Source organism: Kitasatospora sp. NPDC093102, assembly GCF_040683915.1.
Taxonomy (GTDB): Bacteria; Actinomycetota; Actinomycetes; order Streptomycetales; family Streptomycetaceae; genus Kitasatospora.
Genome location: NZ_JBFBFA010000072.1, coordinates 1 through 17907 on the forward strand (window position 1 = coordinate 1; position 17907 = coordinate 17907).

The window sequence follows — 17907 nt, forward strand, 5'->3', positions numbered from 1 at the left end:
CCACCCCCGCACCCCGCCATCCCGTCGGCAAGAACCAGCAGAAAAAGGACAACCCCTCGGCCTGAATGCCGAGGGGCAACCTTTAAATTCAAGCTAAGAGCGTCCGCCAGTAGGTCATGGATTCGTGGGTTTCGGGGTCGGGTGTTCCAGCGGTAGAGGGGCCAGGCCCGGGTGATCAGGCATCGGACAGTGATGATGGTGCTGGCCAGGGCGAGGAAGAACTCGACTGCTGCTCTTCGGCGCTCGGTGCAGCGACGGAGCTTGCCGAAGTTGTTCATCCAGGAGTTGGTGCGCTCCACCACCCAGCGGCCTCCGGCTTGGATCGGGGTCTTCACGCCGCGTGGGGCGATGCGGGCGTCGATCCCGCGTTCGGCCAGGTCGTCACGGACTGGGCGATAGTCGTAGCCGGCGTCCAGGGCCAGGCTCGGATGCTTCGACAGGGGGCCGAGGGCCGGTTCCAGGGCGGTGAGGCGGTCGAGGGTGGCGGGCAGAAGAGTGTGGTCGCAAATGTTGGCGGGTGCGGGCTCATTGGCTGCCGTCAAACCCGATTGCTGATGATCACCTTGCCAAATGCGGCTCCTGACGCGTAGTAGCGAAATGCCTCCGGGGCTTTGCTGAACGGGAAGGCTCGGTCGATCACCGGACGGATTCGCTTCTGCTCGACGAGCCGGTTCATTGCCAGGAACTGTGCCCGGCTACCGACGGCGAGCGCGCGCACAGTGGCACCGGAGCCGAACAGTACCCAGGGATCGATCGGCGGCGCGGTCTGGGAGACGAAGCCGACACATGCGACGTGGCCCGCAACCTTCATCGCCTTGAGTGATTCTTCGATCCGGCCTGCGACGTCGACCACACGATCGGCACCCTGGCCGTCCGTCAGCTCTCGTACTCTGCTCGGCCAGTCGGGAGTGGTCTTGTAGTCGATCACCTCGTCCGCTCCGAGTTCGGCCAGACGCTGCGCCTTGGCCGGGCTGCTGGTGGTGGCGATCACACGGGCCCCGAGGGCCTTGCCGAGTTGGAGGGCGAACAGGGAAACTCCGCCCGACCCAAGGGTGAGCAGGGTCTGCCCGGGCCGCAGGCCGTTGCCGTCACCAGTCAGCGCATTCCAGGCGGTGACCGCGGCGCAGGGCAGTGTCGCGGCTTCCTCGAACGACAGGTGCTCGGGCACGGGCACCAACGCCGTCTCGTCGATCAGGGCGAGCTCGGTGAGCATGCCGTCCAGGGAGCCGCCGAGTTGTGCGAGGTGTTGGGTGCCGAACGGGCCGTCCTGCCAGCTCGGGAAGACCGTACCGGCTACCCGCTCTCCGACCCGCGCCGCCGTGACTCCGCGGCCCACTGCCACTACTTGGCCGGCTCCGTCGGCCACCGGCACCACGTCGGGTTTCACGGGAAGTACGTAGTCACCGCGCAGCACCATCAGGTCGCGGTAGCTCAAGGCGGCGGCGTGTATGGCGACCAGGACCTGACCCGGGCCGGGGACCGGGTCTGCATGCTCACGGATCGCCAGGCCGCCGATCCCGGCACCGCTGTCGACGTGGTAGCTACGCATGAAAGGGTGCTCCTTTCTCGTGTCCTGCTCGGCTGCCGCTCACTTGTCGGCGTCCGAGTCGGTGGCCAGCGGGACTTCGCCGGCGGTCTTGCTGTAGCCGAGGGCCTCCACAATCCGGCCGTCCTCGACGCGCATGAGGTTCACGCCGCGAACGGAGTCGGTGGGCTCGTCGCCGAAGCGGTAACGCCAGCGGATCGTCGCGCGGTCACCCGCGACGGCGATGTCCTCGGGTTGGAACTGGGTGGTGTGGTCGGCCGCGAGCGCCCGCCAGAAGGCGAGACACGCCTCCCGGCCTTCGTGGCGATCGCCGTCCGGCGCCGGCTGGATCGCCTCCATGACGCAGTGCTCGCCCACCAGATCGTCGAGTACGTCGGGCTCGTGGTGGACGAAGGCGTAGTTGAAGCGGTCGATGACAGCGGCGGTCGTGCGAGGAGGCATGGACCACTCCTTCGTAGATAGAACAGTCGGTCTACTTGAATGTATAGAACGGTTGATCTACTGGTCAACCACTGGCAGGCTGGCACCATGAGTACCCGCACGGAACCAGGACCACGCGAGCGCCTGCTGGAGGCGGCACAGGAGCTGACCTACCGCCATGGCGTCGGTGTGGGTGTGGACGCCCTGCTCAAGAGCGCGAATGTAGCCCGCCGCTCCCTGTACGAGCACTTCGGCGGAAAGGACGGCCTGATCGCCGAGGTCCTTCGCCGCAGTGCCGCTGAGGACGAGGCCCGCTACGAGCAGACCATGCGAGGCGCTGGCGACGATCCGCGCGAGCGCCTGCTGGCCGTCTTCGACAAGCTCGCCACCGTCGTCACCGAGCCGGACTTCCGAGGCTGTCGGTATCTCGCCGCCGACCTGGCCCTGGCCGACCCCGACCATCCGGGGCGCGCCATCACCCGCCAGTACCGTGAGCGCGTGAGCCGACTCCTGGCAGGCGAGCTCGTCAGGCTTGGTCATCCCCAACCCGCCCACGCAGCCGACCAACTCCTGCTGCTGATCGACGGAGCCCTGGCGGCCGGAGCCACCCGCCCCGACACCAACCCGGTCGCATCCGCGCGGGAGCTGGCTGTGCAGATTCTCGCGCAGCGCGGCAACCAGGACGACCCGGCGCGCCCGACCTAGACGATTGATGCCAAGGGCTCACTGGCGCGCATGACATGAAGCGAGGGAGTCCAGAGATCGGTTGTGACGCCTGACCTGGACTCCCTCGCCACCGCGCTCTATGCGAAGACCGACGACCTGCTGAAGGAATCGCCGCATCTGGCTTTGTGGCGGCCCGAGATCGGCATCGAGCCCAAGCTCAGCGATGCCGAGCCGGTCGCCCTCGCGGTGATGCAGGCCCTGCTCGGCTACGTCTCCGAGCGCCGCTGGATCCGCTACGCGAGTTCCCACCTGCAGCACCTGTTCCCGTACCTGCCGGGTCAGTCGGGCTACAACCGGCGCCTGCGCAAGGCCGCCGACCTGATCGCCCGCGTCAACCGGCTGCTGGCCACCGACACCAGCCTGTGGACCGACGACGTGTGGGTGGTCGACTCCACGCCGATCGAGTGCGGGCGCTCCCGGGAGACGGTCAAGCGCTGCGACCTGGCCGGATGGGCCGAGTACGGCTACTGCGCCAGCCATTCGCGGTCCTTCTGGGGCTTGCGGCTGCACCTGATGTGCACCCTGCGCGGCCTGCCCGTCGCGTTCGCGCTGACCGGCGCCAAGGCCGACGAGCGCACCACCCTGCTGGACATCCTGGCCACCGAGACGGACCTGGTGGCCGCCCGGCCCGGGCAGACCCTGATCGGGGCCGTGGAGACCGTCGCCCGGCTGCACCACACGGTCCGTGGCCGGCGCCTCGACCATGCGCACAAGACCGCGCTCGATCTCGTGCGGGAGCACGACGTCAACGCGCAAGAGGACCTCAGGATCCGCAGCATGGTCAAGGCCTCCGTGTCGAGGCCTGATCCCAAGCGGACGGGCGTGTTCCTGTCGAACGGGGCTGCGGCCAAGGCGGGGTTGAATCGCTCGATCAACGATGCCGGGTGGGGGGTGTTCCTTGCGATCCTGCGCGCCAAGGCTGAGGCTTCAGCCGGGGGAGGAGTCACGAGCTCGCACGAGTATACGAGTGCGAACCAGCTCGTACGCACCCGGTTTTTGATCCGCCGGAGCCCTGACCAGCCACTGGAGTGAGAGCAGCCAGCCGCGCAGAGGGCAACGAAGGAGAATTCCGACAGCACGAACGAGAACGAATGGGAATCCGACAGTTCCAGCGCGACAGGACAACCGATCACGGGACCGGCGTCTCGTCCGGGGAAGTCGGTGACAGATACCGCGACCAAGTGACAACGATCCCGACCGATCACAGGTCCCCAGCCACTGTTCTCAGCCGCCGGGCCACCGAAAATCCGGGTGCGCCCGGCCAACTCGCACCGCACACTGGGCCGGTCACACACCGTTGTCGCGAAGGAGCCCCGTGCAGGGAGCAGTCAGCGTCTCGCCCGCCCAGATCCCCGAGCTGCTGCTCGGCCTGGCCACCGTCCGCCCGGTATTCGTCTGGGGCGCCCCCGGGATCGGAAAGTCCTCGCTGGTCAGGGCGTTCGCCGAGTCGCTCGGCCTGGAGTGCGTGAGCCTGGTCGGCACCCAGCTCGCCCCGGAGGACCTGATCGGCGTCCCGCAGCTCACCCCCGAGGGCCGCTCCCGGTTCTGCCCGCCCGAGCAGATCGCCCGCGACGAGCCGTACTGCCTGTTCCTGGACGAACTCAACGCGGCCTCGCCGGACGTCCAGAAGGCCTTCTACTCGCTGATCCTGGACCGCAGGATCGGCTCGTACGAGCTGCCGCCCGGCTCGATCGTGATCGGCGCCGGGAACCGCGCCACCGACGGCGCGCTCGCCCGCCCGATGGCATCCGCGCTGGTCAACCGCATGGTCCACGTCCATCTGCGGGCCAGCGCCGAGGACTGGCTGCGCTGGGCGGCCGGCGCCGGCATCCACCCCTGGATCGTCGACCACCTCACCGACCGGCCCGACCACCTGTGGTCCGCCCCGCCCAAGACCGAGGAGCCGTTCTCCACCCCGCGCGCCTGGCACATGCTCTCCGACGCGCTGCACTCCTTCGGCCCCACCCTGGACGTGGGGGCACCTCCCGGCCGCCAGGCTGGGGGAGAGACCATCAAGGTCGTCGCCCACGGACTGCTCACCGCGCAGCACGCGGTCGCCTTCTGCGGCTACGCGAAGATCGTCCGCAACTCCTACGGCCTGGAGGCGATCCTCAAGGGCGACGCCCGCTGGCCGCACCGGCTGGAGGACCGCGACCTGCTCTACTACCTGGCCGACGCCTTCCGCGGCCGGCTCGTCAAGGAACTGCCCGCCCGCAAGGAGCACGCCTCCGGGGCGCAGCGGCAGACCGCCTTCCGGGCCAAGTCGCTGCTGGTGCAGCTGGCCGAGATCTCGGTGGAGGTCGCCCAGACGGTGATCGCCGACGGCCCGGACGGCAACCCGGTGCTGCCCTCCTGGTTCCTGATCGAGGCCGCCCGGGACATGCCCCGCCTGGTCGAGGCTCGCCGGTGAAACGCGCCCCGACCGACCGGAAGAAGCCGGACCCGGGCGCCGAGTCCTTCGCCGAGGGCCTCCAACTGCTCCGCCGCAACCCGGCCCTCGCCGCCCTGCGCGCCGACATCTGCCGCACCGATGACTGCACCACCGCCCCGCCGGAGGGCTGGGCGGTGGCCGACTCCAACGGCACCCTGCACGTCAACCCGCGCCGCCGGGCCGAACCCGAGGAGTGGGCCTGGGTGCTGGCGCACTGCCTGCTGCACCTCGGCTTCGGCCACCTCCCGGGCGCCCGCGGCACCCGGACCCAGCCCGACGCCCACCAGGCCGCCGCCCGCTGCGCGGTGGTCAACCGCTTCCTCGCGACCTTCCCGGTCGGCCGTGCCCCGGTCGTACTCCCGCATGAGTACCCGGGCGGCGACGAGGAGGAACTGGCCGCCCGCTGGCGCCGCGACGGCCTGCCGCCCACCACCGCCGGGACGGCCGGCACCGCCGAACGCGACCAGTTGCTCGTCGAGTGGCGCGGCCACGGCCAGGCCCGCGAGGACTGGCCGACGGCCTTCGCGGCCGCGCTCACCCGCACCATGTCGGCCGCGATGGACCGGGCCGGCGGCCGGATCGACGCCGAGACCGGCGAACGCCTGCCCGAGCGGCCCTGGAACCGGGCACTCAACTGGTTCGTCTCCTCGTACCCCCTTCTCGGCGGCATCGCGGCCGGCCTCACCGTCGTCGCCGACGCCGAACTCGCCCGCGCCCACGACATCGCCGTCGCCGCCGTCAACGCCGAGGCCGCCGAGATCTACGTCAACCCGCTGCGCCACTACGCCGACGAGGAGTGGCGGTTCATCCTCGGCCACGAGATCCTGCACGCTGCCCTGCGGCACGGCGAGCGCCGCGGTGGACGGGACCCGTTCCTGTTCAACGTCGCCGCCGACTACGTCATCAACGGCTGGCTGCTGGAGATGGGCGTCGGCGAGATGCCCGACGGGCTGCTGCACGACCCTCAGCTGAAGGGTCTGTCGGCCGAGGAGGTGTACGACCGGATCGCCCGCGACCAGCGCCGGATCCGCCGCCTCGCCACCCTGGCCGGGAAGAACCGTCCGGACGTCCTCGGCGAGCCGCTCGGGCCGCCCCGGGACTACGTGGACCTCGACGACTTCTACCGGCGCGGCCTCCAGCAGGGCTTCGAACTGCACCGGCGCGAACGCGGCCTGCTCCCGGCCGGGCTGGTCGAGGAGATCCGCGCACTCGCGCACCCCCCGCTGCCCTGGGACGCCCAACTGGCCCGCTGGTTCGACGAGTTCGTGCCAAGGCCGGAACCGGTGCGCAGCTACTCCCGTCCCGCCCGCCGGCAGTCCGCCACCCCGGACATCCCCCGGGCCGGCCGCCACCACCCCGAGGAGGAGGTGCCGCGCTGCACCTTCGGGGTCGTCCTGGACACCTCGGGCTCGATGGACCGGACACTGCTCGGCAAGGCGCTCGGCGCGATCGCCTCCTACGCCGCCGCCCGGGACGTTCCGGCCGCCCGGGTGGTGCACTGCGACGCCGCCCCGCACGACGCCGGGTACCTCCCGGTCGAAGAGATCGCCGGGCGCCTGCGGGTGCACGGACGCGGCGGCACCGTCCTCCAGCCGGGCATCGACCTGCTGGAACGAGCCGAGGACTTCCCGCCCGGGGCACCCGTCCTGGTGATCACCGACGGCGAGTGCGACGTACTGCGGCTGCGCCGCGAGCACGCCTTCCTCGTCCCGCGCGGCGCCGCACTGCCGTTCACCCCGCGCGGACCGGTCTTCCGGATGAGCTGAGCGGCCAGGCCCGCCGTGTCCTTGGGCGCGTTCACCGGGGAGCGGACGGTCTGGGTATCGAGCGCGACCGCGCTGGGGTCCTCGTGCGGGCCCCGGCTCGCGCGGACCTGCGAGCGCAGCAGGTCGTGGATGGTCTGGTCGGTGCCATCGTCGCGCCACTTGCCGAAGTAGTAGTGGACCGCACTGGGCGGCGGGAGATCGTGTGGCAGGTAACGCCACTGGCAACCGGTGCGGGCCTGGTACAGGATCGCGTTCACGATCTCCCGCACGCATGGGGCGAAGTTCCCGCGCGGCATTCGTGGCGCACAGACGGCAGCTTCCACGGCTACGAGGATGTGCCCGACGCCGCCGAGCAGGGTGCAGGGGTCTGCTCCTACGGTGGTAGTAGGGGCTGCCACCGTGCGCGGTGGGGCCTCGATCCTCCAGTCCGCGCGATGTGCGGGAGGTGCCAGATGTCATCGGACACCACACTTCTGAGCCGGATAGACCACCTCGTGGTCCTCATGTTGGAAAACCGCTCCTTCGACAACATGCTCGGATTCCTCTACACCGACCAGGGCAACCGCCCGTCCGGTCAGTCCTTCGAAGGCCTGACCGGCGCGGAGTCCAACCCGGACGGGAACGGCGGCAAAGTCACCGTCTTCCCGATCGACCACACCAAACCCGGCGCGTACTTCATGCCCGGCTCCGTCCCCGGAGAGGAGTACCACAGGGTCAACAACCAGCTGTTCGGTACGCAACAGGTGCCTGACCCCGCCCCCGACGCGACCAACGAGGGCTTCGTCACCGACTTCGCGCAGATGTTCCCGACCAGGAAAGGCAACTCCCCGGGCGTCACCGCGAGTGACATCATGGGCTGCTTCCCCCCGGAAGCGCTGCCCGTGCTGTCCGGACTGGCCCGGGGCTACGCGGTGTGCGACCACTGGTACTGCTCGGTGCCGACCCAGACCCTGCCCAACCGGGGCTTCGCCCTCGCCGGGACCAGCCTGGGCCTGGTGAGTGACAAGGCATGCGAGAACCAGGCGAAGAACGACAAGGTCATGTTCAAGACGGACAGCATCTTCGGCCGGCTCAGCGAAAAGGACATTGGCTGGGTGATCTACGGCTACAACCTTCCGCCGTTGACCAGGGCCAACTTCCCCGACATCCAGCAGGCCGGTGATCAGCACTTCGGCCACTTCATCGACTTCAAGAACGCCGCCACCGAGGGCTCCCTGCCCGCGTTCGCCTTCCTGGAACCCGCCTGGAAGCACGACGGGAACAGCCAGCACCCCAACGATGACGTCGGATCGGGCGAACAGCTCATCCTCGACGTGTACAACGCGCTGCGCACCGGGCCGGACTGGGCCAAGACCTTGTTGGTGATCACCTATGACGAGCACGGCGGCTGCTACGACCACGTGCCGCCGCCCGCCGGCGCGGCATCGCCCGATCAACAGGCCGGAGAGGCCGGCTTCGACTTCACCAGGTTCGGGGTGCGGGTACCCACGGTGCTGGTCTCCCCGCTCATCGCTCGCGGTACCGTCTTCAACGTGCCCGGTGACAGCGTGCCACTGGATCACACCTCAGTGCTCAAGACGATCCAGCAGCGGTGGGGTGTGTCCCCGCTCACCGCCCGGGACGAAGCGGCCCCTGGCATCGGAGGTGTCCTGACCCTGGACGAACCTCGGGATGACAATCCGCTGGAGGGTGTCATCGTCCCCGTCTCCACGGGCGAGAACCCCGCCCGGGCCGTGACCTCCCACCTCGAACAGGTCTACAACAACCTTGTTGCCGAGAACGTCCTCCCGAAGGCTTGAGAGCTGTTCGCCTCCGTGGTCAGAAGACGACATCCGGGCGTACCTCAGGAAAGCGACAGGTCGTTCGGGCCACCGTCCCGCCCCGGGAGATGTGCCCATTCGTCCAGGTCCGGCAGCACCCGCCGGAGTACCCACCGCGGGTGCCGAACTCAGTGCCATGTGAGGCACGCAGGGCAATTCGTACGGGCCTCACTCATATCTCCATCGTTTCGGGCGGATTGGGGACATGAGGGAAGTCCGGGTCACCGGCGGCTCGGCCGGACGGCCCGGGTCAGCGCCTGCGTGTTGTGCGTGATCTTCGTAGCATCGAGGAACAGACCGCCGAATGCCGCGAGCGCCGCCGACAGGGCGGCCCCAGCCGCATGGTGAGTGCTGTCGAACACCTCCCACGCGGCGAACACCGTGACTCCCAGTGCCAGCAGAGCCAACGCCACCCATAGCACCACATGGAGCCTCGGAGCCCCCGGTCGCGGGTTGATGACCAGCCCGAGGACCAGAGCGGCGATCGAGCCTGCGACGGTGGACAGGTCCGGTGGACTGGCCGCCTTGTTGCCGGCGCCCACCGTGGTGCTCGCAGCGGTCAACACGAGGAACACCATGAGTCCTACAAAGACAGGTGCCAGGAACAGCAGTTCAGCCGGGACGGACGTCACAGACTTGGGTTTCCCCGCAGCCGCCCTGTCCTCCTCATGAGCAGACACGCCCTTATGCCTACAGCACGTCATGCCCAATCAGCCCACTTCACCCGTTCGTGGGCGCGCCCGACCTTGGCGAACCGGCCGGTCTGCGTGTTGGGCAGGTGGCCGAACAGGGCAGCAGCTCGCTGAACCCATCCGCGGTCCAGCCGGACGCGACCGTCCGCGCGGCGAGGCCGCCGGTCTCGGTGAGACCGCGCTCGATCGCCGGGCGTGCGCCCGCCCCGGCCGGGCAGCCGAAGGCCGCCGTCCCGGAGCAGCCCGCCCCGCAGGCCCCGGCCGAGCTGGATGACTCGGTCGCTTCGGTCGCTGCGCCCCGTCAGGCCGCCCGCGCGGACGCCGCGCTCGTCCAGCTGTGCATCCCCGACTGGGGCGCGCCTGATCGTCTCGTTCCTGCTGCCGTACCGGTGCGAGGGCTGGCACACCGGGCCGCACCCGCGGACGCACCCGGACGGCGACCGTCACCGAGGGTTCGGGGCCACGTTCTGTGGGAGATGGCGTGTCGGTCCTCAGGTGGCCGACTCCTTCCGGATCCACAATGCCCCGCCCACTGCGGGAACGCAGTCGGGCTGGGTGGTCCTGGAGGCCTTCGGCTCCATCGACGGCGGCAGCACTTCGGCCGGTACCGACGACGACACGCGCGACAGCGCTCTCCCCTCCCGCCGGCAGTCCGGCCGGGCGCGCGGGATGGACCCTCCCACAGCGGGAGGGTCCACGATGGGCCCGTGCGAGACCAGGACGACTTCCTCACCATCGGGCGCTTCGCCCGCCTCTGCCGGCTGAGCGTGAAACAGCTCCGCCACTACGACGACACCGGCCTGCTGCCCCCGGCCAGGGTCGACCCCGCCACCGGGTACCGCTACTACGCACCCGGGCAGGCCCGCGACGCGCTCACCGTCGCGCTGCTGCGCGACCTCGACGTGCCGCTCGCGGTGATCGCCGCGACCCTGGCGGCCGCCGAGCCGGAGCGGGCCGGCCTGCTGCGCGCCGAACGCGACCGGGTCGCCGAGCGGATCACCCGCGACCGGGCCCGCCTGGAGCTGCTGGAACGCCTCGCGGCCGGCGGCGGACTGCCCGGGTACGAGATCGCCCTCGGGCGGGAGCCGGAGCGGCAGCTCGTCGTCGTACGGGCGGTGGCCGGGCCGGGCGAGCTGGCGGAGCGGATCGGAGCGGGCGTCGGCCGGCTGCTGGCGGGACTGCACGGCACGTCCTGGCGGCCCCCGCTGTGGGGGCTGTTCCCGCTGGACCTCGCCGAGGGCATGCGCATCGCGGTCGGCGCCGAGCCGGACAGGGCGGGCGAGGCAGCCGAGGCGGGCAAGGCGGGCGAGGCAGCCGAGGCGGGCAAGGCGGGCGAGGCAGCCGAGGCGGGCGGGCCCCGCAGGCTGCCCGGCGGCCTGGAACGCGAGCTGCTGCCCGGCGGCCCGGTGGTGGAGACGGTCCACCACGGCCCGTACTCCCAACTGCCGCTCGCCTATCATGCGTTGCTGGCCGCCGTGCACGAGCGCGGACTGCGGCCGCTGGCCCCGGTGCGGGAGGCGTACCTGGTCGGACCGGGGGAGGCTCCCGAGCAGGAATGGACGACCCGCCTGATGGTCCGGGTCGAGGAGCGGACGGAGGAAACGGCATGACGGAGCCGCGTGGCGGGAAGCACTGTGAGACGACGGCGCTGGACGTGCTGCTGCGCCACGAGGGCGTAGAGCTGTCCGAGTCGATGCTGTTCGGGCTCGGGGCCGGGCTGTCGTTCGTCTACTGGGACGGCAAGGGGCTGGACTTCCCGTTCCTCGGCGGCCGGGTCAAGCCCTTCGAGCTGACCCGCGCCCTGGCCGCCCGGCTCGGTCTGGAGCTGGACGTCCGGGAGACCGCCTCCGCCGGCCGGGCCTGGCGCAACGTGGCCGCCGAGCTGGACGCCGGACGCCCGGTCGGGCTCCAACTGGACAGCTACCACCTGGAGTACTTCACCTCCCGGGTGCACTTCGGCGGGCACGTGGTCGCGATGCGCGGCTACGACGTGACCGACGCCCACCTGGTGGACACCGCGCAACAGGGCGGCGCGGTCACCACCAGCCTGGCCTCGCTCGCGGCGGCGGCGCCGAACGCGGCCCGATGACCGCCCGCCACCGCTCCTTCACGCTCGCCCTGCACAGCGAACTGCCGGACGTGCGTGGCCTGCTGGCGCCGGCGATGGCCGACTGCGCGGCGGCCTTCCTGCACCCGCCGATCGCCAACCTCGGCCACCGCGGCATCGCCAAGGCCGCCGCCCTGGTGCCGGGCTGGCTGGCCAGGGCCGACCAGCCGGCGCTCCGACTGCCGCAGGCCGCACGGATGATGGAGCTGGCCGGGACGGGCGGCGCACTGTTCCGCAACCTCTACCGGGACTTCCTCGCCGAGTGCGCCGAGCTGCTCGACGACCCGCGGGTGCGCACTGCCCGTGACCGGTACACCGAGGCCGCGGCGGGCTGGAGCGAGGTGGCCCGACTGGTCGGCGCGGCCGGGGAGTCGGGGGACGCGGGGCCGCTGGAGCGGGCCGGCGGGCTGCTGGGCGAGCTGGCACGGATCGAGCGCGAGGCGATGGAGGAACTGGCCCGGCTGCCGGCCGGGAGCGACGTGCCGGTCACGGGCGGCCGGCCCCGGCGGTGAGCTGCCGCCGGGCCGCGAGGGGAGGGGAGCGCCGAAGACCGTGTCGGCGCACCGGCCGCCGGCCGCCGGTCCGGTGTCCGGCTGTGCGAGGGGCTGTCAAGCGATGACCCGCAGGCCGGATTCGCGTTCGGCGGTGTTGATCAAGTCGATCACCTGGACCTGGCGACTGACGGAGCCTCAGGGTCGCCCGGTGCCGGGGTGGCCATGGTGACCGGACGAGCGACGAAACGGTCTCCCCGCGTCCCGCGCCCCGTGGCCGAAGCCGACCTCCCCGTGTTCGGCCGCCTGATCAACGATCCGCAGGCGATGGGCGAGTTCCAGTGGTACGGCCGGCGGGATCCGGAGCGGTTCCGGCGGCGCGTCGGCGTCACCGAACGACTCGACGCCCGGGGCGACCCTGCCGGCGGTGACGCTGGTCATCGGATCAGCGGACGTCGTCGCGCCCGAGGCCGCGGTCGGGCGCGCCCATATCGCCCGTCCGGGGCGTGCCGTCGGCGAGCCCGTAGCGCAGGAACACGCTGCCCTGCGGGCCGGCCACCGGCGGTTCGAGGAGCGTGAGGTTCGTGGGCACCGCGCCGCCGTCGAACACCTTCTTCCCGACGCCGAGCACGATCGGGTGCACCCACAGGTCGAGACGGTCGAAGAGCTTCTCCCGCAGGAGGGTCTGCACCAGGTCCAGGCTCCCGACGACCTTCACGTGCCGGTGCCGGTCACGGACCTCGCGCACCGCGCCCGCCAGGTCGGGGCCCAGCAGCGTGGATCCCGCCCACGGGAGGTCGGGCCTGCCGCGGGAGGCCACGTACTTCGGGACGCGGTTGAAGAGCTCGGCGATCTCGCCGTCCTTCTGGTGCGGCCAGTAGGCGGCGAAGATGTCGTACGTCCGCCGGCCGAGCAGCAGGGCGTCCGTGCCCTCGTACGCGGCAAGGATCTGCGTCCCGGTGACCTCGCTCAGCAGGGGCGCCTGCCAGCCGCCGAAGGGGAACCCCACCGGGTCCTCGTCGGGTCCGCCGGGCGCCTGCCCGACGAGGTCGAGGGTCGCGAACAGTTCGATGTGGATGAGGCCCATGTCTGCACTCCCGATGAGGTGGTCGTTCCCGTCGAGGTGTAGACCCGCCGGGGCCGGAAAACTCATCGCCGCGCCGGTACCCGATGTCCGCACCCGCTGCCTGCCCCGGCGGCAGCGGAAGCACCGCCCCCGTGGCGAGGGCGTTCACGGCCGGCGGATCGGCCGCCACACGCGGCTGTGGGCGAGGCCACCGGGGCCGTCGGCGTCGTGGGCGCGCGATCAGAACTTGCGCGCCTGGGTGACGTGGTTCAGGTGGATGAGGACGTCGTAGGCCCGGCCGATCGCGAGCTGCGGCATCGGGTCGCTGACGTAGACCGAGCCCGCGTCGTAGGTGGGGCGGGTGACGTCCAGCCAGTCGCGGGCCGCCCGGGGCGCGGTGCGCAGGTCGACGTAGTAGTCCCGGTAGCGGACCTGGTCGAGGGTGTACTCGTTCATGTCCGGCGTGGCCGCCGGGACGGTGACGGTCTTCCAGCCGTCGGTCAGGATCGCGTCGTTGGTGAGGAAGGAGCCGCTGTCGAAGGTGAAGCCGATGGCCACGTAGTCGCGGCCGTAGGTGTCGCGCAGCTGGGAGCCCTGCGGCTTGGGGTACATGAAGGTGTCGGTGGCCACGTAGCCGGTGTGCCCGTTGTGTGCCGACAGCAGCACCTTGCCGCCGGTACGGCGCTGCCACCACGCGGTGTTGTCCGCCATCGCCCGGTCGCGCAGCTGCTCCGAGGCGGAGACGGAGGCCGGGTCGGCGATGTCCAGGGCGGCGAAGGCGAAGGTCTCGGCGATGTTCCGGGCGTGCTGCACGGCCCATGCGTGGGCTTCGTCGCCGGAGCCACCGGTACCACTCGCGGTGACCAGGTCGAGCGCCTGTTGTGCCTTGGCGGCGCTGTCCCGGCGCTCGGCGAGCGGCTTGCGCAGGTAGGCGAAGGCGTCGTCGAACGGCCGCAGGCCCGCGTAGAGCCCGTCGAGCTGCGGGAGGACGTCAGGACGGGCCCCGCGCACGTAGGAGGTGACCCGTTCGAACATCCGGTCGCCGAGCCTCGGGAGGCCGAGGTCGTCACCCATGAAGTGGACCGGGTTCTGCGGGTGGCTCAGGTTGTGGGCCCGCATCCAGGCGATCAGGTCGGCGAACTCCTCGCGGTCCCACGGGCTGCCGCCCAGGGCGTCCTTGACGATCTGCCGCGCGTCGCCCGGGCCGCCCTGGACGTACTCGTCGATCTGCAGGCCGCTGCTCCAGCCCGTCTCCAGGGCGAAGGTGCTGAAGCCCTTCTCTTCGACGAGGTAGCGGAACAGCCGCTGCTTCATGGCGAAGAACTCGTGCGAGCCGTGGGTGGCCTCGCCGAGGCCGACCACCTTGGCGTCGCCGATCATCGAGCCCAGGGCACGCAGGTCGGTGGTACGGCCGCCGGGCTCCGTCGTTCGCAGCGGCTGGGCGACGCTCTCCAGGGCGCGCACCACGACGGAGCGCTGCGCCGTCGCCGGGTCCGCGGCGGCGCCGGTGGTGTCCGGGGCCACCGGCGCGGCGACCGCCGCCACCGGGACCAGCAGGGCCGCAGTGGCCACCGCCGCCGTCAGCAGTCCCCGCCGCCCGATCCGCTTGTTGCCTGCCATCGTTCCGATCACTCCCCACCTCGAATGAACGCCGACGAACCTCGGCGTTCGGTGAGTCGATCCTCGCTTCGACGGTGCCCGCGGCGCACTGGGGAGGACCGCCGTCTTCACTGGGGGTAACCCCCCGGTCGGATTCGGTGGCCGGCCCCCCGGCGGGCAGCGGCCCGCCGACCGTTACGGCGCGCGCCGCGCCCGCCCGGACCCGGGGCGCCGGGCCGCGCAACCAGCCGCACAACATCCCGGGCACGCACCGCGTCATGGTCGCCGTCGACGACATCGAGGACACCGTTGCCCGCCTGCGCCCTCACGGCGCGAACTCCTCGGCGGGATCGCCCGGTTCGAGGACGGCCGGCTGCTCTGCTGCCCCCGAGGCCCGGAGGGCGTCATCCTCGGACTGGCCGAGCGACTGCGCCCAGACGGAGGAACCGGACCATGCGCCGAACGAGATCGTCCGGCGGGCGGCGTCGCGGACGGGCCGGAGGCGGACTGCCGGTCCTCAACTGCCGCGCTTTCGCGCTCCGGTGGCCGTCGTCGTGAGCCGGTCGCCGAGCGTGCTTCTCCGGTACAGCACATGCCGTCCGTCACGTGTCCTGGTGACCAGTCCTGTGGCGTGCAGGACACGCAGGTGTTGGGAGACAGCGCTTGGGGTGACCCTGAGACGGCGGGCGAGCTCCACGGTGGGCAACGGCTCTTCCAGGAGGCCGAGCAGCCTCGCTCGGGATGAGCCGAGCAGGGCCACCAGGGCGGTCGTGTCGACGGTCGGCATCTCCGAGCTCCACAGCGTGGCCACTGCCCGGCTGGGATAGACGAGGCTCGGCGGCTCGTCCGGGCTGACGGGGGGCGCGGGCTTGTGTGCGAACACGGACGGCAGGAGCAGTAGTCCCCGGCCGGATGCCGCGACCCGGTGCCTGCTGATCATCTTGTGGATGTACAGCTCTCCGCTGTGCCAGCGAAGGTTCGGGTGCATGTCGGCGAACAGCAGCCGGGCGCCCCCCAGGGCGAGCCGGCGGGCGCGGTAGGTCATGTCGGCTTCCAGCACCAGTCGCATCTGCGGCCACATCGGCTCGATGGCCACCTCCCAGTACTGCCCCAGGAGATCGCAGATGGCGTCGCGGAGCCTGGCGACGGGTGCGTCGTCGGTGGCGACGGCGTCGCGCAGGGCCTCGGGAAGGGGGTCGGGTGCGTGCGCGAGCAGCAGGTCGTGGCGGACCCGGGCGCATGACGCCTGGCGGACGACGGAGAGTTCTTCCTCGAAGGCCGGCGCGAAGCTCGTGGGATTCGGGGTCAGGAAGTCGGGGAGGGTGCGCCGCTGGGCGACCAGGGACATCAGCAGACCGGTGTCGAGCGTGCCGATCCTGCTGAGTACGGATCTGCGCCAGGGCAGGTGCAGCGCGGACAGGCCCGGATCCTGCAGCACCCTCAGACTGAACAGGGTTTCGTGCAGGGGTGAGAGGGCGAAGCGGGTGTCCGCGAGGTCCTCGACGCCGAGCACGAAGCTGATCATTGAGCCATACGCTACATCGATTGGCGACGCGGCGTCGATGCCATGGACTTCCTCTCATGACACACACAACTCATGTGGGACGCACGGCGATTGTCACCGGTGCGGCGCGCGGCATCGGCGCCGCTGTCGCCCGGCGCCTGGCGGGCGACGGCTTGGCGGTCGGGGTGATCGATCTGGACGAGGCGGACTGCGCCGGTACGGTGGAGGCCATCACCAGTGTCGGCGGAGCCGCGCTGGCCGTCGCCGCCGATGTCGCCGACGAGGCCGCGGCCACTGCGGCCGTCGCCCGGATCGCCGCCGCGTTCGGGCCGCCGACGGTGCTGGTCAACAACGCCGGCATCGGCCCCCGTGCCGACCTCGTGGACATGACCACGCAGCAGTGGGACACGGTCCTGGGGACCAACCTCAGCGGCCCGTTCTTCGCCGCCCGGGCCGTCTGCCCGCACATGGTGACGGCCGGCTGGGGACGCGTCATCAACATGTCGAGCATCTCCGCGGTCGGGGATGCCGGCCGTGTCGACTACGCCAGCGCGAAGGCGGGTCTGATCGGATTCACCAAGTCCCTCGCTCTCCAGCTCGGACCGCACGGAGTGACCGCGAACGCCATCGCGCCGGGGTTCGTCGTGAGCGACATGACCAGGGCCTCGGCCCGGCGGCTCGGCCTGAGCTTCGAGGAGTACCGGCTCAGGGCGCAGCAGTCCATCCCGGTCGGCCGGGTGGGCCTGCCCGACGACATCGCGCACACGGCCTCCTTCCTCGCAAGCCCCGGGGCGGGGTTCGTCTCCGGCCAGGTCGTCTACGTCGCGGGCGGGCCGGTGGACTGAACGATGAGCCGTCGGATGGTCCTGATCCTGGCCGTCACGTGCGCCGTGGCGGTGGGCAACGTCTACTTTCCGCAGGCCGTCGCCCCGCTGGTCGCCGCCGGGCTGCACGTGTCGCCCGATTCGGCCGCCGCGGTGGTGACCGCCACACAGACCGGCTACACGGCCGGGATGGTCCTGCTGGTGCCACTCGGCGACCGGCTCCCGCACCGCCTGTTCCTCGTCGTCCTCCTCGCCCTGACCGGTCTGGCACTGCTCGCTGCGGGGTGCGCACCGGCTCTGCCGGCCCTCGTCGCCGCCAGCACCCTTGTCGGCCTGACCACCGTGGGCGCGCAGATCGTCGGCCCCCTGGCGGCCGGTCTCGTGGCCGCCGACCGCCGAGGAGCGGTGCTCGGCACCCTGCTGAGCGGATCGACCGGCGGCATGCTGCTGGCCCGGACCTTCAGCGGCACGCTCGGTGAGTGGCTGGGCTGGCGGGCCCCCTACCTGGTCGCCGCAGCCCTGGCTCTGGTCCTCGCCACCGTCCTGGTGTTCGCGGTGCCGAACACGACCCCGCCCTCCCGCCGGCGGTACCCAGCGCTCCTGGCCGAGCCGCTGCGCCTGCTGCGCACCGAGCCGGACCTGCGCCGCTCGTGCTTCTACCTCTGATCTTGGCCAGTGCTCCGGCGTTCACGCCGGAGGTGAAGGCCATCTCTGGCCCGGAGGCGCGGAGCGCCGGAGTTCTCTGCGCCTGCGGGGCGAGGGTCAGGCGGTCGGGCGTTGCTGACTCTCGATGTATTGGCGTACGACGGTGAGCGGCGCGCCACCGCATGAGCCCGCGAAGTAGGAGCCGGACCAGAAGCGGCCGCCCCACAGGTAGCGGCGGACGTGGCTGTCGTACTCCTGTCGCAGACGCCG

At 71.2% G+C, this 17907-nt stretch carries 14 protein-coding genes and 5 pseudogenes; 10 read left to right on the forward strand and 9 right to left on the reverse strand.

All coding sequences use genetic code 11. The features are described from left to right. Positions 1-119 precede the first annotated feature (119 nt). From AB0O11_RS37230 to AB0O11_RS37240, 3 genes and pseudogenes are all read right to left on the reverse strand, one after another. A pseudogene (locus tag AB0O11_RS37230) lies at positions 120-527 on the reverse strand (IS5/IS1182 family transposase); the annotation flags it as partial. 11 nt (positions 528-538) lie between these two features. Next, positions 539-1549 carry an NAD(P)-dependent alcohol dehydrogenase gene (locus AB0O11_RS37235; protein WP_363396378.1) on the reverse strand — a complete coding sequence of 337 codons (1011 nt, stop codon included), beginning with the start codon at positions 1547-1549 and terminating at the stop codon, positions 539-541. A 39-nt stretch (positions 1550-1588) separates the two neighbouring features. Beyond that, a complete protein-coding gene (locus AB0O11_RS37240) occupies positions 1589-1987 on the reverse strand; it encodes a nuclear transport factor 2 family protein (RefSeq protein WP_363396381.1) in 399 nt (132 codons plus the stop codon). 87 nt (positions 1988-2074) lie between these two features. Here AB0O11_RS37240 and AB0O11_RS37245 point away from each other — a divergent pair, with 87 nt between their 5' ends. From AB0O11_RS37245 to AB0O11_RS37260, 4 genes are all read left to right on the forward strand, one after another. Then, positions 2075-2671 (forward strand): TetR/AcrR family transcriptional regulator, encoded by a 597-nt coding sequence (locus tag AB0O11_RS37245; protein WP_363396384.1) that lies wholly within the window; start codon positions 2075-2077, stop codon positions 2669-2671. A gap of 63 nt (positions 2672-2734) precedes the next feature. After that, on the forward strand, positions 2735-3724 hold the full coding sequence (locus AB0O11_RS37250) for a transposase (RefSeq protein WP_363396387.1): 990 nt from the start codon (positions 2735-2737) through the stop codon (positions 3722-3724). Positions 3725-4007: 283 nt separating this feature from the next. After that, a complete protein-coding gene (locus tag AB0O11_RS37255; RefSeq protein ID WP_363396390.1) occupies positions 4008-5102 on the forward strand; it encodes a MoxR family ATPase in 1095 nt (364 codons plus the stop codon). Then, positions 5099-6889 carry a hypothetical protein gene (locus AB0O11_RS37260; RefSeq protein WP_363396393.1) on the forward strand — a complete coding sequence of 597 codons (1791 nt, stop codon included), beginning with the start codon at positions 5099-5101 and terminating at the stop codon, positions 6887-6889. Before AB0O11_RS37255 ends, AB0O11_RS37260 begins: the two co-directional genes overlap by 4 nt. Before the next feature lie 185 nt (positions 6890-7074). Here the strand turns inward: AB0O11_RS37260 and AB0O11_RS37265 are convergent. Then, positions 7075-7185: pseudogene (locus AB0O11_RS37265) on the reverse strand (transposase); the annotation flags it as partial. A 156-nt stretch (positions 7186-7341) separates the two neighbouring features. On the opposite strand from AB0O11_RS37265, the gene AB0O11_RS37270 reads away from it, so the two are divergent. Beyond that, a complete protein-coding gene (locus AB0O11_RS37270; protein ID WP_363396396.1) occupies positions 7342-8688 on the forward strand; it encodes an alkaline phosphatase family protein in 1347 nt (448 codons plus the stop codon). Between the two features lie 242 nt (positions 8689-8930). On the opposite strand, the gene AB0O11_RS37275 is transcribed toward AB0O11_RS37270, so the two are convergent. After that, positions 8931-9287 carry a hypothetical protein gene (locus tag AB0O11_RS37275; protein ID WP_363396399.1) on the reverse strand — a complete coding sequence of 119 codons (357 nt, stop codon included), beginning with the start codon at positions 9285-9287 and terminating at the stop codon, positions 8931-8933. Positions 9288-10108: 821 nt separating this feature from the next. Between AB0O11_RS37275 and AB0O11_RS37280 the strand changes: the two genes are divergently transcribed. Beyond that, on the forward strand, positions 10109-11011 hold the full coding sequence (locus AB0O11_RS37280) for a MerR family transcriptional regulator (protein ID WP_363396402.1): 903 nt from the start codon (positions 10109-10111) through the stop codon (positions 11009-11011). Further along, positions 11008-12020 (forward strand): annotated as a pseudogene (locus tag AB0O11_RS37285) (BtrH N-terminal domain-containing protein). The gene AB0O11_RS37280 and the pseudogene AB0O11_RS37285 overlap by 4 nt, the downstream one beginning before the upstream one ends. A gap of 424 nt (positions 12021-12444) precedes the next feature. Here the strand turns inward: AB0O11_RS37285 and AB0O11_RS37290 are convergent. Further along, a complete protein-coding gene (locus AB0O11_RS37290) occupies positions 12445-13086 on the reverse strand; it encodes a dihydrofolate reductase family protein (RefSeq protein ID WP_363396405.1) in 642 nt (213 codons plus the stop codon). 219 nt (positions 13087-13305) lie between these two features. After that, complete coding sequence (locus AB0O11_RS37295) at positions 13306-14685, reverse strand: erythromycin esterase family protein (RefSeq protein WP_363396408.1); 1380 nt, start codon at positions 14683-14685, stop codon at positions 13306-13308. A 209-nt stretch (positions 14686-14894) separates the two neighbouring features. Between AB0O11_RS37295 and AB0O11_RS37300 the strand changes: the two are divergent. Next, positions 14895-15094 (forward strand): annotated as a pseudogene (locus tag AB0O11_RS37300) (VOC family protein); the annotation flags it as partial. Positions 15095-15181: 87 nt separating this feature from the next. Here the strand turns inward: AB0O11_RS37300 and AB0O11_RS37305 are convergent. Then, positions 15182-16189: a helix-turn-helix domain-containing protein gene (locus tag AB0O11_RS37305; RefSeq protein ID WP_363396411.1), complete on the reverse strand. Its 1008-nt coding sequence runs from the start codon at positions 16187-16189 to the stop codon at positions 15182-15184. Positions 16190-16245: 56 nt separating this feature from the next. Here AB0O11_RS37305 and AB0O11_RS37310 point away from each other — a divergent pair, with 56 nt between their 5' ends. Both AB0O11_RS37310 and AB0O11_RS37315 read left to right on the forward strand, forming a co-directional pair. After that, the gene (locus AB0O11_RS37310; protein ID WP_363396414.1) at positions 16246-17013 is read left to right on the forward strand and encodes an SDR family NAD(P)-dependent oxidoreductase; all 768 of its coding nucleotides are present in this window, start codon (positions 16246-16248) and stop codon (positions 17011-17013) included. Positions 17014-17016: 3 nt separating this feature from the next. Next, a pseudogene (locus AB0O11_RS37315) lies at positions 17017-17652 on the forward strand (MFS transporter); the annotation flags it as partial. A gap of 102 nt (positions 17653-17754) precedes the next feature. Here the strand turns inward: AB0O11_RS37315 and AB0O11_RS37320 are convergent. Next, positions 17755-17907, reverse strand: a 153-nt coding sequence (locus tag AB0O11_RS37320; protein WP_363396416.1) for a transposase, incomplete at its 5' end; no start/stop codon positions are given.

Bases quoted from the DNA above. Each gene is read 5' to 3' on its own strand.
- AB0O11_RS37275 (WP_363396399.1), bottom strand. From the start codon at position 9,287: ATGGTGTTCCTCGTGTTGACCGCTGCGAGCACCACGGTGGGCGCCGGC.
- AB0O11_RS37305 (WP_363396411.1), bottom strand. From the start codon at position 16,189: ATGATCAGCTTCGTGCTCGGCGTCGAGGACCTCGCGGACACCCGCTTC.
- AB0O11_RS37310 (WP_363396414.1), top strand. From the start codon at position 16,246: ATGACACACACAACTCATGTGGGACGCACGGCGATTGTCACCGGTGCG.
- AB0O11_RS37240 (WP_363396381.1), bottom strand. From the start codon at position 1,987: ATGCCTCCTCGCACGACCGCCGCTGTCATCGACCGCTTCAACTACGCC.
- AB0O11_RS37235 (WP_363396378.1), bottom strand. From the start codon at position 1,549: ATGCGTAGCTACCACGTCGACAGCGGTGCCGGGATCGGCGGCCTGGCG.
- AB0O11_RS37290 (WP_363396405.1), bottom strand. From the start codon at position 13,086: ATGGGCCTCATCCACATCGAACTGTTCGCGACCCTCGACCTCGTCGGG.
- AB0O11_RS37245 (WP_363396384.1), top strand. From the start codon at position 2,075: ATGAGTACCCGCACGGAACCAGGACCACGCGAGCGCCTGCTGGAGGCG.
- AB0O11_RS37295 (WP_363396408.1), bottom strand. From the start codon at position 14,685: ATGGCAGGCAACAAGCGGATCGGGCGGCGGGGACTGCTGACGGCGGCG.
- AB0O11_RS37270 (WP_363396396.1), top strand. From the start codon at position 7,342: ATGTCATCGGACACCACACTTCTGAGCCGGATAGACCACCTCGTGGTC.